12 protein-coding genes are annotated in these 13,527 nt (G+C 67.4%); 5 read left to right on the top strand and 7 right to left on the bottom strand.

Features of this window, described 5'->3' with window-relative positions:
- Position 1 precedes the first annotated feature (1 nt).
- The 3 genes from ACGFIF_RS13380 (at position 2) to ACGFIF_RS13370 (ending at position 2,005) form a co-directional block, all read left to right on the top strand.
- A complete protein-coding gene (locus ACGFIF_RS13380) occupies positions 2-244 on the top strand; it encodes a hypothetical protein (protein WP_393154518.1) in 243 nt (80 codons plus the stop codon).
- 50 nt (positions 245-294) lie between these two features.
- Entirely contained in the window at positions 295-726 is a 432-nt protein-coding gene (locus ACGFIF_RS13375) for a hypothetical protein (RefSeq protein ID WP_393154517.1), read from the top strand.
- Between the two features lie 433 nt (positions 727-1,159).
- Positions 1,160-2,005 (top strand): peptidylprolyl isomerase, encoded by an 846-nt coding sequence (locus ACGFIF_RS13370; protein WP_393154516.1) that lies wholly within the window; start codon positions 1,160-1,162, stop codon positions 2,003-2,005.
- Between the two features lie 114 nt (positions 2,006-2,119).
- Here ACGFIF_RS13370 and ACGFIF_RS13365 read toward each other — a convergent pair whose 3' ends face one another.
- From ACGFIF_RS13365 to ACGFIF_RS13355, 3 genes are all read right to left on the bottom strand, one after another.
- Positions 2,120-3,271: a glycoside hydrolase family 76 protein gene (locus tag ACGFIF_RS13365; RefSeq protein WP_393154515.1), complete on the bottom strand. Its 1,152-nt coding sequence runs from the start codon at positions 3,269-3,271 to the stop codon at positions 2,120-2,122.
- A gap of 77 nt (positions 3,272-3,348) precedes the next feature.
- Entirely contained in the window at positions 3,349-4,569 is a 1,221-nt protein-coding gene (locus tag ACGFIF_RS13360; protein ID WP_393154514.1) for a SpoIID/LytB domain-containing protein, read from the bottom strand.
- On the bottom strand, positions 4,566-6,146 hold the full coding sequence (locus ACGFIF_RS13355; RefSeq protein ID WP_393154513.1) for an N-acetylmuramoyl-L-alanine amidase: 1,581 nt from the start codon (positions 6,144-6,146) through the stop codon (positions 4,566-4,568). The genes ACGFIF_RS13360 and ACGFIF_RS13355 overlap by 4 nt, the downstream gene beginning before the upstream one ends.
- 177 nt (positions 6,147-6,323) lie before the next feature.
- Between ACGFIF_RS13355 and ACGFIF_RS13350 the strand changes: the two genes are divergently transcribed.
- Complete coding sequence (locus ACGFIF_RS13350; protein WP_393154512.1) at positions 6,324-7,163, top strand: hypothetical protein; 840 nt, start codon at positions 6,324-6,326, stop codon at positions 7,161-7,163.
- A gap of 56 nt (positions 7,164-7,219) precedes the next feature.
- On the opposite strand, the gene ACGFIF_RS13345 is transcribed toward ACGFIF_RS13350, so the two are convergent.
- The 4 genes from ACGFIF_RS13345 to ACGFIF_RS13330 all read right to left on the bottom strand — a co-directional run bounded on the left by ACGFIF_RS13345 (position 7,220) and on the right by ACGFIF_RS13330 (position 12,885).
- On the bottom strand, positions 7,220-8,140 hold the full coding sequence (locus tag ACGFIF_RS13345) for a hypothetical protein (protein ID WP_393154511.1): 921 nt from the start codon (positions 8,138-8,140) through the stop codon (positions 7,220-7,222).
- Between the two features lie 32 nt (positions 8,141-8,172).
- Positions 8,173-8,535, bottom strand: a complete 363-nt coding sequence (locus ACGFIF_RS13340) for a hypothetical protein (protein WP_393154510.1) — start codon at positions 8,533-8,535, stop codon at positions 8,173-8,175.
- On the bottom strand, positions 8,532-8,711 hold the full coding sequence (locus tag ACGFIF_RS13335) for a hypothetical protein (protein ID WP_393154509.1): 180 nt from the start codon (positions 8,709-8,711) through the stop codon (positions 8,532-8,534). The genes ACGFIF_RS13340 and ACGFIF_RS13335 overlap by 4 nt, the downstream gene beginning before the upstream one ends.
- A gap of 67 nt (positions 8,712-8,778) precedes the next feature.
- Positions 8,779-12,885, bottom strand: coding sequence for a S8 family serine peptidase (locus ACGFIF_RS13330; RefSeq protein ID WP_393154508.1), 4,107 nt, complete (start codon positions 12,883-12,885; stop codon positions 8,779-8,781).
- Between the two features lie 311 nt (positions 12,886-13,196).
- Between ACGFIF_RS13330 and ACGFIF_RS13325 the strand changes: the two genes are divergently transcribed.
- A complete protein-coding gene (locus tag ACGFIF_RS13325; protein WP_393154507.1) occupies positions 13,197-13,526 on the top strand; it encodes a hydrogenase maturation nickel metallochaperone HypA in 330 nt (109 codons plus the stop codon).
- The last annotated feature ends 1 nt before the right edge of the window (position 13,527 follow it).

The following is a 13,527-nucleotide window of genomic DNA, read 5'->3' as shown; positions in this document are numbered from 1 at the left end:
CATGTCGACCGATGCCCCCACGGGTTACGAGCTCCGCATCCAGGGCCACCTCGACCAGCACTGGTCGACCTGGTTCGGCGGCCTCACCCTCACCCGCGAAACCGACGGCAGCACCACCCTCCGCGGCCCCGTCACGGACCAATCAGAACTCCACGGCCTCCTCGCCAAGATCCGCGACCTCGGCGCACCTCTCATCTCAGTCGCCCCCATCAACGCTGATTCCCAGCACGAGCACCATCTGTAGACCTGCGGTGCCCGGCGCCCCTCCCGTCCGACCCGAACAGGAGAAGACCCATGTCCGTCACCACACCTGCGACGCCCACCGCCGCGACCGATCTGTCCCTGCCCCGCCTGCACCTGATGCGCGTCGGCTACCTCCTCATGGGTGTCGGACTCGCACTCGTGAAGTGGCCGCTGCTTCCGCAGGCTCAAACCCTGCCGCTCTACGAAGGCGTGACGCTGTGCCTCCTCACCGCGATGTCACTCCTGGCCTTCCTGGGTCTCGTCCACCCGGTCAAGCTGCTCCCCCTCCTGCTGTTCGAGTCGGCCTGGAAGCTCCTCTGGCTCTCGCTGGTCGCCCTCCCCAAAGCCGTCGCCGGCGACCTCGACGCAGCCACCACCGAGACCGCGGTCAACTCCTCCCTGGTCGTCGTCATCCTCGCGGTCACCCCCTGGCGGTACGTATGGCACACCTACTTCCGCGCCACCCCAACCCGCTGGCGCTAACCAGCTCCCCACCCAGATGAACAATGTTCAGGAAACTCTTGCACATTGTTCAAGTGGTGACGTACGCCCTGCACTTAGTTCAAGTCGATCGAGAGGGTGCGGCAGATGCTGGAAGAGTTCGTGGCGGCGAAGACGGCCGCCGCCGAAGGCGGCGTCCTCTCCGCGCCGGTTGCCTGCTGACCAGGCCGAGTTGAACGGCGTTCTCCGCCGAGTCCCAGTCCGCTCGCGTATCGCGATAGCGCGTGTCCCGGTCCGCGCACGCCGCCGAAGGCGGCCAATGGAACAGCCGCCGCCGGAGGCGGTGTCCTTTCGGCGGTGGTCGCCGGAGGTGGTGTTCCTTCGCGGTGGTGTTCTGTTGGAACGCGATTAACAGACAGTTCTCAGGTTTTGGTTGTAGGTTCCCTGCAGGCATTTTCGGTGAGGAGGGTTCTGCATGTCCAAGAAGACCCATCAGCAGCAGCTGGCGGCGCGGAAGGCTAAACGGCAGGCCGAGCGGGAGGCTGAGCGGCGGCGGCAGCGGCGGAACGTGGGGATCACGATTACCGCGATCGCCGCGGTGGTTGTGGTTGTGGTCGGGGTCTTCGTGGTGGTCGGGAACAACGGTGACGACTCGCCGGCGGCCGCGCAGGCCGGTGCGGAGAACAAGCCGAAGAGCATCCCGACCGCGCTCGCGGCGGCGCCGAAGCGGCCGGAGGCGTTGCCGGCGGAGGTGACGTGCACGTACAAGAAGGGCACCGAGGCGGCGAGCAAGAAGGTGAACCCGCCGGCCGACGGCAAGACCAAGGCGTCCGGTACGTCGAAGGTCAGCCTGAACACCTCGATCGGCGATCTGCAGGTCACCCTGGACAGTTCGCTGGCACCGTGTGCGGTGAAGAACTTCCTCAGCCTGGTCGGGCAGAAGTACTACGACAACACCAAGTGCCACCGGCTGACGGTCGGCGAGGGTCTGCAGGTGTTGCAGTGCGGCGATCCGACCGCGAGTGGGAGTGGCGGGCCGGGGTACAGCTTCGCGGATGAGGTGTACCCGACGCTGACGTACGGCCGCGGCATCCTGGCGATGGCGAACTCGGGGCCGAACACGAACGGGAGCCAGTTCTTCATCGTGTACGGCGATGCGTCGGGACTCAGCCCGAACTTCACCGCGTTCGGGACGGTCGACGAGCCGAGTCTGAAGCTGATCGACAAGGTGGCCGAGGCCGGGGTGGTGCCTGAGGGTGGGCCTACTGATGGGGCTCCGGTCACTCCGGTCGAGATCAAGACCGCGAGCGCTGCAGCCTGACAAACAGAAAAGCACGCCCGGTCGCTCCCTGCGGAGCGACCGGGCGTGTTGTTGTCGGGCCGAGCGTGGTGTTGATGGTGGAGGGACCAGCCCGTGTTGGTGCGGCGGGCTGGGTCAGGCGAGTAGGCCGTACTTGGAGCGGGGCCAGGCTAGGAGGGCTTGGATTTGGGCTATGCCTGCTTGCTCCAGGAGTTGGACCGGGCCGTCGACGAAGTGGTAGAGGCCGGTGGCCGGGTCGCGGGCCTCGGTCCAGGCTCGGTCGGCGTACGCCTGCATGGTCTGCTTGTAGCGGTGGTCGGGGGCGACCGAGTCGAGGATCAGCAGGTTCTTGAACCAGATCGAGTTGAACCGGGTCGGCTGCTTCCACAGCCGGTCGTCCTCACCGTAGAAGGCGAGTGACGCGTTCGCCACCGACTTGGCGTCGTCGAGGTACTGCCGGTCACCCGTTGCCTTGTACAACAGTACGCCGGCGCCCAGCATCACACCCTGGTTGTAGCTCCACTGCGTCTTCTCGATGGTGCCGGCCAGGTCGATGTGGTCCCAGTACAGACCGTTCGGCGCGAGCATGCAGTCCTGGGTCCACTCGTACATCCGCTTCGCCCAGGTCAGGTACGACCGGTTCTTGGTGAGCAGGTACAGATGCGCGCCGAGCTCCGCACCCGGTCCGTTCGACACCGTGTTGCGGTCCTGGCTCCACGGGGCCTGGGTCCAGTAGACGCCGCCCGCGCACGGGTGCGTCGGGTCGGTGTCCCAGCCGTGCACCACCAGGTCGAAGATCTCGCGTGCCCGGGCCAACGCCGCACGGTCACCGGTCCGCTTGTAGTGCTGGATCAGGTGCAGCCCGATCCACTCGTTGTCGTCGTAGAACTTGTCGCCACCCTGACCCAGCGGCGGGCGCACATACGAGTCGTAGCCCTTCGGCGTCGTCTCCGCGTTCCAGTACGGCTCGTACGCCGCGATCCGGCGGTCGGCCTCCTTCGACGCCTTCAGCCCGGCGCCCGGGATGCCGGCCAGGTTCTCGGCCGCGATCGCCGCCTGCGAGTACGGCCAGACGTAGGCGTACGGGTTCGGGTGCGTGTTCGGGTACTCCTCGAGCAGGAGGTCCTTCCCCGCGTCGAAGTACTTGTTCAGCGCCTCGTACGACGCATTGGCACGGGCCGCGGGGCTGGTCACGGCATCAGCCGCGGTCAGGTGCAGAGACCCGAGTACGGCGACCGCCAGCACACCGGCCGCGATCCTGGTTGATATACCAAATTTCCTGCGCATCGACCTGCTCCTCCTGGGCGGTGGCGGTTGACATCGATGTCAAGTTCTAACCGGCACAGGGGAATCGCGTCAATGGCTCAGCGTCCGACGATTTGATCAGGTGTAGTTGGTATATCAAGCGGACTGGGTACGAACGCGAACCAGGACGAGCGCAGATGCAGCCGGCCGCGGAGCTGGTCACCGGTCAGCACGCGCCGGCCCTTGGAGCCGACCGCCTCCACCGTGAGCGTCCGGCCGCCGTTCGGACCGACGCCGGTCCGCTTGAGCACCCGCAGGCTGCGGATCGACCCGACGTCGAACGCGGCCTGCAGCTCGGCCGCCGTCCGGGTCACGGTCCAGGTCACGTTCGGATTCCCGTTCCCCGGGTACGCGTCCCAGCTGTCGAGTTTCATCACCTGGTACGGCACCGCACCGGTCGCCGTCGCGCCGCCGTTCGACGAGGAGAACTCGGCGATGATCGGCTTGCCCTTGTACAACCGGATGTGCCCCGCCGTGACCGCGATGGCAGTATTGGTGGACGCCTTCTCCGAGTCGTAGCCGCCGTACACCTGACACGAGATGGTGTCGCACAGGTCGTACGCGCGCCGCGTCGCCCGATTGCGGTGGAAGACGGAATAGGTGCGTGCGGCAACAGCCTGGGCCTGCAGAGCCGCCGGACGCCAACTGGACAAGGCCTCCCGCGGTACGACGCCGCGCAGGTAGTACTCCAACGACACAACATTCACCGTGTCCAGGTGAGCACCCGACACGTCGACGGCGCGGAGCGCTCCGCGATAACGCCGTACCGCTCCGCTGGGCAGGATCAGACCCGTCACGGCCGCGCCCTCGAACTGCGTCATACCGGTGAACGTCTTCCACAACGTCCACTTCCGCGTCTTCGCGTCGTGCGAGCTCACCTTGGTGCCGTGGTCGCCGTACGGGTCGATCGACCACTGGTTCCGAGTCGATGCCTTGGGCAACGTGTAGACCCTGCCGGCCTTCAGGTCGCGGACCTTGAGCCGGTTGACCGTGCCGACCCGGATGCCGTCGGTGGTGTCCGCGGTGATCCGGACCCGGATGCTCCCGGTCGCCTTCCCGGTCCCCGTACCGGGGTAGTAGAAGTCGAGAATCTGCTGCACCGACTGACCCGCGATCGCCGCGCCCTGAGCGCCGTACTGCGACATCCCCCGACCGTGGCCGAAGCCGCGACCGCTGATGGTGGTGTCCGGCGCGGCGGCCGGCTCGATCTCACGCGCCTCCGCGGTCGCGCTGATCAAGGTGCACGCAATCACGACGACCGCAACGGCGCGTTTCTTCATGACGCACTCCGGTACTGGACGTAGACCTTGTTGCGGTGTTCGTTGTAGGTGAGCCAGCCGCGCTGGTACTTCTGCCGCAGGCCGCCCTTCACCTTGTACATGTCGGTGATCGGCAGGCCGAGCCGCGATCGGTCCGCGCCGAGAGCGGCGTACTTCCGGTAGATCAGGCCGGCCACCGGACGGGTGCCGATCGCCTTCGACCAGTAGAGCGCACCGTTGCGGAACGGCTGCATCTTCACATCGGCTGCACTGTTCCGGTATTCGCCGGTGGGTAACCCGAGGATTGCGTCGGGCCCGAGCTGGCGATACCGCGCCCGAAACACACCGACAGTCGAATGGGTGCCGGTGGCAACGGAGTAGAACACGTCGCGCGTGCCGAAGTAGGTCGCCCAGCCGGTCTTCGTCCGGTGCTCACCCCAGAACGGCTGACCCACGCTCCGGAAGCCGATGCGATGCGCGAACCGGTAGATCGGCGTGGAGACGCTGCCGCCGATCAGCACGTTGATCCGTTGTTTCAGCCAGCCGAGTTTCTTGTACAGCTGGTTGCCCGGGCACGCCGTCGCCTTGGTGTCGCGGTGCCCGGAGACGGTGTGCAGCCGGCTGCCGTCGAGCACGATTGTGGCCAGCGGCGACCGGTAGTTCGCGTCCATCTTCCAGGCGATCACCCGGGCCGTCTTCTCGAGCATCGCCTGCGTCGGCGCGACCTTCTCGAAGTTGCCGATCAGCGCGACACCGAACGAGTTCGCGTTGAACGCACCGGTGTGTGCGCCGAGGACGGGCAGTTGCGCACCGCCGTACCGCCCCTCGAAGGCGCGGCCGAAACGGTCGACCAGGAAGTTGTACCCGAGGTCGCACCAGCCGCGGCTCTTCACGTGGTACGTGTACATCGCGCGCACCATCGCCGGGACCTGTGTGCGGGTGTAGTCGTTGCGATCGGCGGTGTGGTGGACGAACGCGGCCTGAACGGTCGTCGTGTACTTCGGTCGTGCACAAGCCTTGCCGTTGTGGCTGCGCAGCCGTTCGTCGGCACCCCAGGCCTTGCGGCTCACCATCGCCGGCATCGGGTACGGCGCTCTGGTCGCCGCAGGCTCAATACTCCTCACGTTCGGTTCATCAACATCCGTGGCCAGCACACCAGGCTGGATCAGGACCACCTTCGCGTCGCCGACCGTCGTACCGTCGAGAGTCACCGCACTGGCCTGCACACCGGTCGCGTCGCCCACCCACAGCGGCTCCGTACCGGACCGCTCCGTCCCCTCGGGTACCGCCGGATCGGGCCCGTGCTCGTCCTCGATCCGCAGCGGCTCCCAGTCGCTCCACTGCCCGGCACGCTCGACCCGGACCTTCGCCTGGACCCGCTCCACACCGCTCGGCCAGGTGATCCCGACCATCGTGAACGGTTGCGTCTCCGCCGCCACCGACGGACCGTCGAGCGCCAGCTCCTGGTACGACGCCTCGACCGGGGCCGGCGGTGGTGGTGTAGTGGGAGGGACCGACTGGCGATCCGGCAGGACCTGCGGGGCGGCGAGGGCGAGCCCTGTCACCGCGAGCGTCACGAGTCGGGAGGTCTTGCTCATGGCACTGCCTTCCGGCGGAGGTACGACGGTCGCTGGGCGGCGGTAATCGATTATGCGCGCTGAGTGACCGCTTTCGGGGGATTACGGTCACCCTGCGTGGCGCCATCCGGTTGAGCGATTGGATAGGCTCGGCACAAAGCCCTGCGAGACCAGCCCTAGAGGCAGAAGAGGCCCGTCATGGAACTCATCCTGATCATCGCGCTCGTGGTGATCGCCGTTCTGGCATACCGGTCGTACCGGCGGACCCAGCTGCAGAACCGCAAGCAGCACGAGATCACCGCCGCCGAGCTCGAGTCGGTGAAGCGCACCGCCGACGAGGACATCACCAGGTTCGGTGAGGAACTGCAGGACCTGGATCTGGACATGGTCGGGAAGGACCTCGGTGACGGGGCCCGGCAGGACTACCAGCGCGCCCTGGACTCCTACGAGTCGGCCAAGGAAGCGGTCGGCCGGGTCACCCAGGCCGAGGAGATCAAACACGTGATCGAGATCCTCGAGGACGGTCGCTACGCGGCGGCGTGTGTGCGCGCCCGGGTGAACGGCGAGCCGCTGCCGCAGCGCCGCCCGTCCTGCTTCTTCAACCCGCAGCACGGCCCGTCCGTCGAGGACGTGACCTGGGCCCCGCCGGGTGGCGCGCCGCGTGACGTGCCGGCCTGTGCGGCCGACGCCGAGCGGGTCCGCGCCGGCGCCGAGCCGGACGTCCGCAAGGTCATGGTCGGCCCGCAGCGGGTTCCGTACTGGGAGGCCGGCCCGGCCTACTCGCCGTACGCGCAGGGCATGTTCGGCGCCCTCGGCGGTGTGATGACCGGTATGTTCCTCGGCACCATGCTCGGCGGCATGTTCGCCGGCGGCGCGTACGGGGACTACGCCGGAGGCTACGACGGTGGTGGCGAGGGCGGCGACGGTGGTGGCGGCGACGCCGGCGGTGACGGCGGCGGCGACTTCGGGGGCGACTTCGGCGGCGGCGACTCCGGCGGCTGGGACTTCGGCGGCGGAGACTTCGGCGGAGACTTCTGACCCGACCTGCACCGAGCCCCGGCGACCACGACGGTCGCCGGGGCTCGTTCCTTTAGTCACTCGCCGAAGAGGTCTTCGGCTTCGCCGGTCATGGCGTGGTGGGTCACGCCGGGGAAGGCCGCCGGGATCTTGCCGAGGCCCTCGATGACGGTCGACGTGCCGGTGGCGTGGCCGATCGCGTACAGGTAGGCGGAGTCGGTGTCGTGGTCGACACCGGTCAGCAGGGTGCCCTGCTTGCCGCACTTGTACGCGACGATCGACTCGAAGCCCTGCCAGGTCGATGTCCGGACCGGCTTGACGATCGGCTTCATCGGCGACGTCAGCGGGATCCGGATGGTGTAGAGGGCACCGCCGCGGGTGGTGGCCAGCAGCGTGTCGTACGTCCCGGTCTCGCTGATGATCGCCATCGTCTTGACCGCGGCGAAGCCCGGGTACGAGCCGAGCGACCGGAATCCGTTGGTGTCCCAGCGGAACAGCACACCGTCGTCGCGCAGGCCGTACAGGTAGCTATGCGGCTTGCTGACAAAGGCCGCGTCGGACTCCTCGATCTGCGTGAACCTGTCCCAGCCGCCGCCGATCCGGCGCGTGGTGACGACCGGCTCGGGCTCGGCCCCGTCCCAGCGCATCTCGGCGGCGTACAGGCCGGTGCCACTGATCACCTTGCCGTACCACCACGACTCCGCGGTCAGGGCGCTGTAGTACCAGGTCGTGCTCTCCTTGGCCTGGACGAGCTTGATCGGGGTGAACGGGTCCGCTGTCGGCGGCCGGGTGGCGACGACATCCGCCCCGCCACTGTTACCGGCCGCGTCGATCGCCCCGACGTACATGCCACACGGGGTGGCGGCCGTCGCCGCTTTCCGCGGCCCTTCCTTCAGTGCCGGCCCCGGTTTCGGTGTTGCCGCATTCGCCGAGCCGGTGATCAGTCCGGCCGCAAGCCCCAGCCCGGCCACCGCCAACGCGGTTCGCTTCAGTTTCATCTGTTCGTTCCCTTCCCCAGAGAGATCGATCACTATTCGCCGAACAGCGGCGGGACGCCTTCGGTGGTGCGGAGGTAGTACACCGGGTCGTTGTAGGTGCCGGGGACCTTGCCCAGACCCTTGATCACGGTCGAGGCGCCGTTCGCGTGGCTGACGGCGTACAGGTAGGCGGAGCCGGTGTTCTTGTCGATCGCGGTGAGCAGCGTGCTCTGCGCGCCGCACTTCTCCGCGACCAGGTACTCGAAGCTCTGCCAGGTGGACGTGCGGACCTTCTTGACGATTGGCAACTGCCCGGCAGCCCGCGGGATGCGGATCGTGTAGAGCGCACCGCCATGGGTGTTCGCCAGGAACGTGTCGTAGGTCTTGGTCTCGCTGATCAGCGCCATCGTCTTCACGGCCGCGAAACCGTTGAAGCGGGTGACGTAGGAGCCGTTGTGCGGATCCCCGGGGATGTACGCCCACCGGTACAGGCCGCGGCCGGCGCGGCGAACGCCGTACTCGCGGGAACAGTTGCCAGCGTTCCCAGCAGTACGGCGGACGCCGCGACCGCGGCGGCTCGTTTCAAGCTCATATCGGGAAATCCTTTCGGAGGGTCTTCTCGAAGAGCTTGATACGGGTAGGGCCGGGAAAGTTACCTCCTATCTGGTGATCTTGATCGGGACGGAAAGGGCCGCCGGGGCCGTGGTCGGGCCGAGGAGCAGCTCGCCGTTGTAGGTCTGGCCCGGCGTCATCGCCTTGTTGTAGTCGACGTGCAGGCTGACCTGGGTGCCGGCCGGAACCGGTCCGGTGGGCAGGCCGCTCACGGTCAGATCGTTGCCTTGGACAGCGTTCACGTTCAGCGCGAAGGACGGCGTACCGGCGACGGAGAATCCGTGCACCCAGATCTGGTAGTTGCCGTCCGGCGGGTTGATCAGGTCGACGGACTCGTTCGCCGTACCGCCGGCCGACGAGGCGACGATCTCGGACGACGAGAAGACGCCGTCGTTGTTGGCGTCCCGGACCACGTACAGGTCCAGGTCGTTGCTGTCGAGCGCCGTACTCACACTGAGCCGGGACGCGTGTGACAGCGTGATGTTGCGCTTCACACTCGCCGTCGACGGGTCGTCCGGGTTGTCCTGGTGCGCCACCTCGGTCGTCGTACTCGGCTGGCTGAGACCGAACGCGGCCGCCGTCAGCCCGTCCAGCGGCACGCTCGACTCGAACTTCACGTCGAACCCACCGGTGTTGCCGGTCGCGGTCTGGACGACGGACGACGGCGAGACGGACGCACTACCCAGCTGCACCTTGAACGGGGTGTTGAACTTGTCGCCCTGCCAGCTGACCTGGTGCAACGCGACCGCCTGCAACCCTTCCTGTGCCGGCGCGGTCACCACGTCGGCCGGTCCGCCGGTCGCCGTGTCGAACCGCCAGACACCCGCGCGTACGTTGGTGTTCGGGCTCTTCCCGACCGTGTCCAGCGTGTACGGCGCTCCGAACACGGAGTCGGGTTCGAGCTGGAAGTGGTTCACCGACCGGCCCATGATCAACGTGTCGACATCGGTGTACGGACCCGAGTCCTCCCAACTCGTGTTGGCCAGGAACTTCGTCCCCTCCGCCGGTGTCTTCGGTACGTCGAGGTAGAAGAACCGCCAGTCACCGGACTCGGCCCGCCAGGTCCAGTCGTTCGCACCGAACACCGACCCGTTGTTGTAGGTGTAGTTCTGCTGCGCCTTCGCGACATCGTCACCGCCGAAGGTGATCGCGCCGGTGATCTTGCCGCTCGCGTCCTGCGCCGCCTGGGCCGCGACCGCCACCGACACCGGGACCACCATCGAGTCCGAGCCCCGGGTCAGCACGACGGCACCGGAGTACATCCCGTACGGCGTGCTGGACGGCACCTTGATCGACGCGGTGAACGAGCCCGTCGCGACCTTCGGCGTACTGACCCACTTCCAGTCGCTGTTCTTGTACCAGTCGATCGAGATCTTGAAGTTGGTGACCGGGATCGACGTGTTCTTGGCCGAGTGCTGCAGGCCGAGGAACAGGCCGTCCGCCATCCGCGTCGCCGGGTCGGCGACGAACGACTGCAATGCGTTCGCCCCGGCCCGGTGGTACATGAACCGGCTGTACTCGCCCTGCTGCATCTCCGACCTGGCGAAGTCGAGGTCGAGGAAGCCGTCGATGTTCGAGCTGGTCGTCTTGTCGGTGTGGTTGACGACACCGTTGTGGTTCTTGTCCGTCCACAACTTGCCGTCGTGGTTGACGTCGGTCCAGTCGTAGGTGAGCAGCCGCCAGCCCTGGTCCTCGGTCAGGTTGTTGTCACCGTCGAACTGCGACCGCGGGTACTCGAGTTTGACCACCATCAGATCGGCGTCGCGATGCTGTTTCACCTGTTTGGTGAGGTCGATCAGGTAGTCGGGTGCGTTGAAGTTCGACGTGCTCTCCTTGCTCAGATCCTGACTGTTGTAGGAGAACGTGGTGTTGTCGGTGCGGACCAACTGCCGGTCGCTGACCTGCCAGGCGCCCGGACCCTGGAGGGTGAACTTCTGGGAGTCCGTCGCACCGGGCGAGATCACGTTGGCGAACACCGGGTACTCCGTGCCGCGGTAGTCGCCGACCCGCCACTGCGACGGCGTCACGACGGCCCGGTTGCCGGCCGCGCTCGCCACTGCCTTGCCGGCGTCGATCGAGCCGGAGCCCTGGACGTTGGCGTCGTACCCGAGATCCTTCGCGGACGACTTCAGGATGTCCTTCGCGGTCTTGTAGAAGCCGGCCGGCAGTTGCCCGCCGTGGGCCTTCTCGTAGGCCTGGTAGACCAGCGCGGTGGCGCCGGCCGCGACCGGGGTGGACCGGCTGGTGCCGCCCCAGCTGACCCAGGCGTTCCGGCCGTCGAGCACGGTGTTGAGAGTCGCGTCACCGGGCGCATAGGCGCCGTCGGCAACGACATCGACGCCGTTGGTGGCGTTCGCCCCGAAGCCGCGGTTGGACCAGACCATCACGTCGTTGTCGGTGATCTGGCTGGTGCGCACGATCGAGTCCCAGCCGGTGCCGCCGAACTGCGTCGACGCGCCGACCTCGATCCCGGCCGTCGGTGCCGCGGAGCCCGTCGTACCGAAGCCGGGGGCGCCGTTGCCGGTGGAGAACAGCGGGGTCGTCTTGTAGCCGTCGTGGATCACGTCGGCTTCCTGGCTGGCCGCGTCCCAGCCGTCGTTGTCGACGGCGGACTGCCCGTAGGAGTTGGAGGTCACGTCGACGCCCTGCCGGGTGGACAGCAGATACCCGAACTGGGTGGAGAAGTCGAAGCCGAGGTAGATGTCGCCGAACGGCGCCAGCTTGGCGTGCGGAGCACCACCGAGTACGGCGCCCGCGTACGTGCCACCCGGGATGTCCTTGAACGTCGGCGCCTTCCCGTTGATGACCGCCTGGCCGACGATGTTCGACGCGGTCAGCGTGCCGTGACCCTCGATCGCCGGGTCGTAGTCACCGGTCCAGGCCAGCAGCTGGCCGGAGCCGTACGACGTGTCGTTCACGCCGAACGCGTCCAGACCGCCGGGGATCGGGGTCTTGCCGTCGGAGATGTAGTACAGCAGGCCGCCGGACAGGTCGGTGTAGCCGTCGCCGTTCATGTCCCGGTACGACGCCGGAGAGGACTTGGTGACCGGCTTCTCGTCGGCGAACGAGTGGTCGTCGTCCAGATCGACGTACACGGTGTCGTAGACGCCGGCCGTGTGCGGGTCGGTGACCAGGAACGCGGGCCGCTCGCCGTACAGCTGGAGCAGGTGGTCGTCGGGGTGGCTGCCGAGCATGACCTTGCCGGACTTGCTCCACGCCGCCGGGAAGTCGTACGTGTGCTGGTTCGTGCCGTCCGGTGCGCCGAAGTTGCGCGACGGACCTGTCCTCGTGGCGAAGTCGACGTCACACGAAGCACCCGGGCTACTGCAGGTCGCCGCGGTGGTCTTGGTGTACCAGGACAGGCCCTGGTCGATCTGCGCCGGTGCGGACAACCACTGCAGGGTTCCGTACGGGTCGAAGGCCTTCGGCCAGCCGTTCCAGCCTGCCTTCGCACCGGTCTGGCCGGTCCACGTCTGCCAGGTGTTCAGCAGGTCCGGGTGGCCGAAGTCGGTGCCACCGTCGAGGACGCCGACGGTCACTCCCTGACCGGTGAAGCCGGCGTTCCAGGCGCCGGTGAAGTTGTGCGACTTGGCGTCCAGCAGGTTCTGGTGCCGGAGCTTGTCGAAGTTCGACTTGCGCAGCGGCGGCGCCTCGCCGTACGGGACCTCGTCGGTCTTGATCCTGGCGATCGCGGCCTGCTGCTCGGCCTTGGTCGGCGGCTGGTGCAGCTCGGGGTCGGGGTCGTTCAGCGGCTGGCCGGTCTTGCCCAGCTCGACCGGCTGGATGGACACGACCCCCGGTACGGCGGCCAGCTTCGGCAGCGCCTGGACCGGGATCGACCCCAGCACGATGCCGGTGTCACCAGACTTCGCGACGCGGGCATTGCCGAGCACCGCGCGCGCCTGCGCGGTGTCGCCCTGGACGGTCGCGAACACGGCCACTGGGGCGGTCTCGCCCTTCTTGACCTTCGTCTCCAGCTTGGGGTCGAGCTTGGCCAGCACGGCGTCGACGGCGGTCTTGACCTGGGTCGCGTCCTGCGTCGGCGGGGGCGGATCCTCGCCGGTCGCGGCCTGGACCGGAGCCGGCCGCAGCGACGCGACGATCAAGGTGGTCAGGGCAACGAACGCAGCACCGTGCGACAGGCGTCGTCTCATACTTCCCCTCCGGAGTGGGCGGTCTCCCCGCGGACCGCAGACTGATCATCCGGAGAGTAAGACCCCTTACCGGCCGGGCGATAGCGACTGCACCGGCAGTTTTGCCGCCGCGTCATGTGGTTGCCGCAAGCAACGGTAACTATTGGTGACCAATATAAATCGGCGAACGGCGCGAATCTCGATTTCTGCCCGGGACGACGCCGAACGGACCCGATCACACCGCGTATCCACTCAAGGGCTTGCCCACGTGCAGGTTTTCCCGTGTCTTCCGGACTTGTCGCGCCGCGGCGGCCCGGCCTACCGTCACAGGTGTGCACGAGCTCGCCATCACCGAGAGCGTGGTCGACGCCATCACCGACAAGGTCGGCGACGGACCGGTCGCGGCCGTGCGGCTGGAGATCGGCAAACTGTCCGGGGTGGTCGTCGACTCGATCCGGTTCTGTTTCGAGATCGTGGCCGGTGGCACCGGGCTGGAGGGTGCCCGGCTGGACATCGACCAGCCGTCCGGCCGAGCGTACTGTCGGGAGTGCCGGCGGGAGTTCACGCTCGACGATCCGATCCTGTTGTGCGCGTGCGGCAGCGCGGATCTCGACATCCTGTCCGGCCGCGAGCTGAGGATCGTCTCGGTGGAGGTGCGATGAC

Source organism: Kribbella sp. NPDC049174 (assembly GCF_043197365.1).
GTDB lineage: Bacteria > Actinomycetota > Actinomycetes > Propionibacteriales > Kribbellaceae > Kribbella.
The sequence above is the reverse complement of the archived record's forward strand: the minus strand, read 5'-3'. Positions and strand labels throughout refer to the sequence as shown.

What these genes read in the sequence shown, in the direction of transcription:
- ACGFIF_RS13380 (WP_393154518.1), top strand. Translation starts at nt 2, where the DNA reads ATGTCGACCGATGCCCCCACGGGTTACGAGCTCCGCATCCAGGGCCAC.
- ACGFIF_RS13375 (WP_393154517.1), top strand. Translation starts at nt 295, where the DNA reads ATGTCCGTCACCACACCTGCGACGCCCACCGCCGCGACCGATCTGTCC.
- ACGFIF_RS13370 (WP_393154516.1), top strand. Translation starts at nt 1,160, where the DNA reads ATGTCCAAGAAGACCCATCAGCAGCAGCTGGCGGCGCGGAAGGCTAAA.
- ACGFIF_RS13365 (WP_393154515.1), bottom strand. Translation starts at nt 3,271, where the DNA reads ATGCGCAGGAAATTTGGTATATCAACCAGGATCGCGGCCGGTGTGCTG.
- ACGFIF_RS13360 (WP_393154514.1), bottom strand. Translation starts at nt 4,569, where the DNA reads ATGAAGAAACGCGCCGTTGCGGTCGTCGTGATTGCGTGCACCTTGATC.
- ACGFIF_RS13355 (WP_393154513.1), bottom strand. Translation starts at nt 6,146, where the DNA reads ATGAGCAAGACCTCCCGACTCGTGACGCTCGCGGTGACAGGGCTCGCC.
- ACGFIF_RS13350 (WP_393154512.1), top strand. Translation starts at nt 6,324, where the DNA reads ATGGAACTCATCCTGATCATCGCGCTCGTGGTGATCGCCGTTCTGGCA.
- ACGFIF_RS13345 (WP_393154511.1), bottom strand. Translation starts at nt 8,140, where the DNA reads ATGAAACTGAAGCGAACCGCGTTGGCGGTGGCCGGGCTGGGGCTTGCG.
- ACGFIF_RS13335 (WP_393154509.1), bottom strand. Translation starts at nt 8,711, where the DNA reads ATGAGCTTGAAACGAGCCGCCGCGGTCGCGGCGTCCGCCGTACTGCTG.
- ACGFIF_RS13330 (WP_393154508.1), bottom strand. Translation starts at nt 12,885, where the DNA reads ATGAGACGACGCCTGTCGCACGGTGCTGCGTTCGTTGCCCTGACCACC.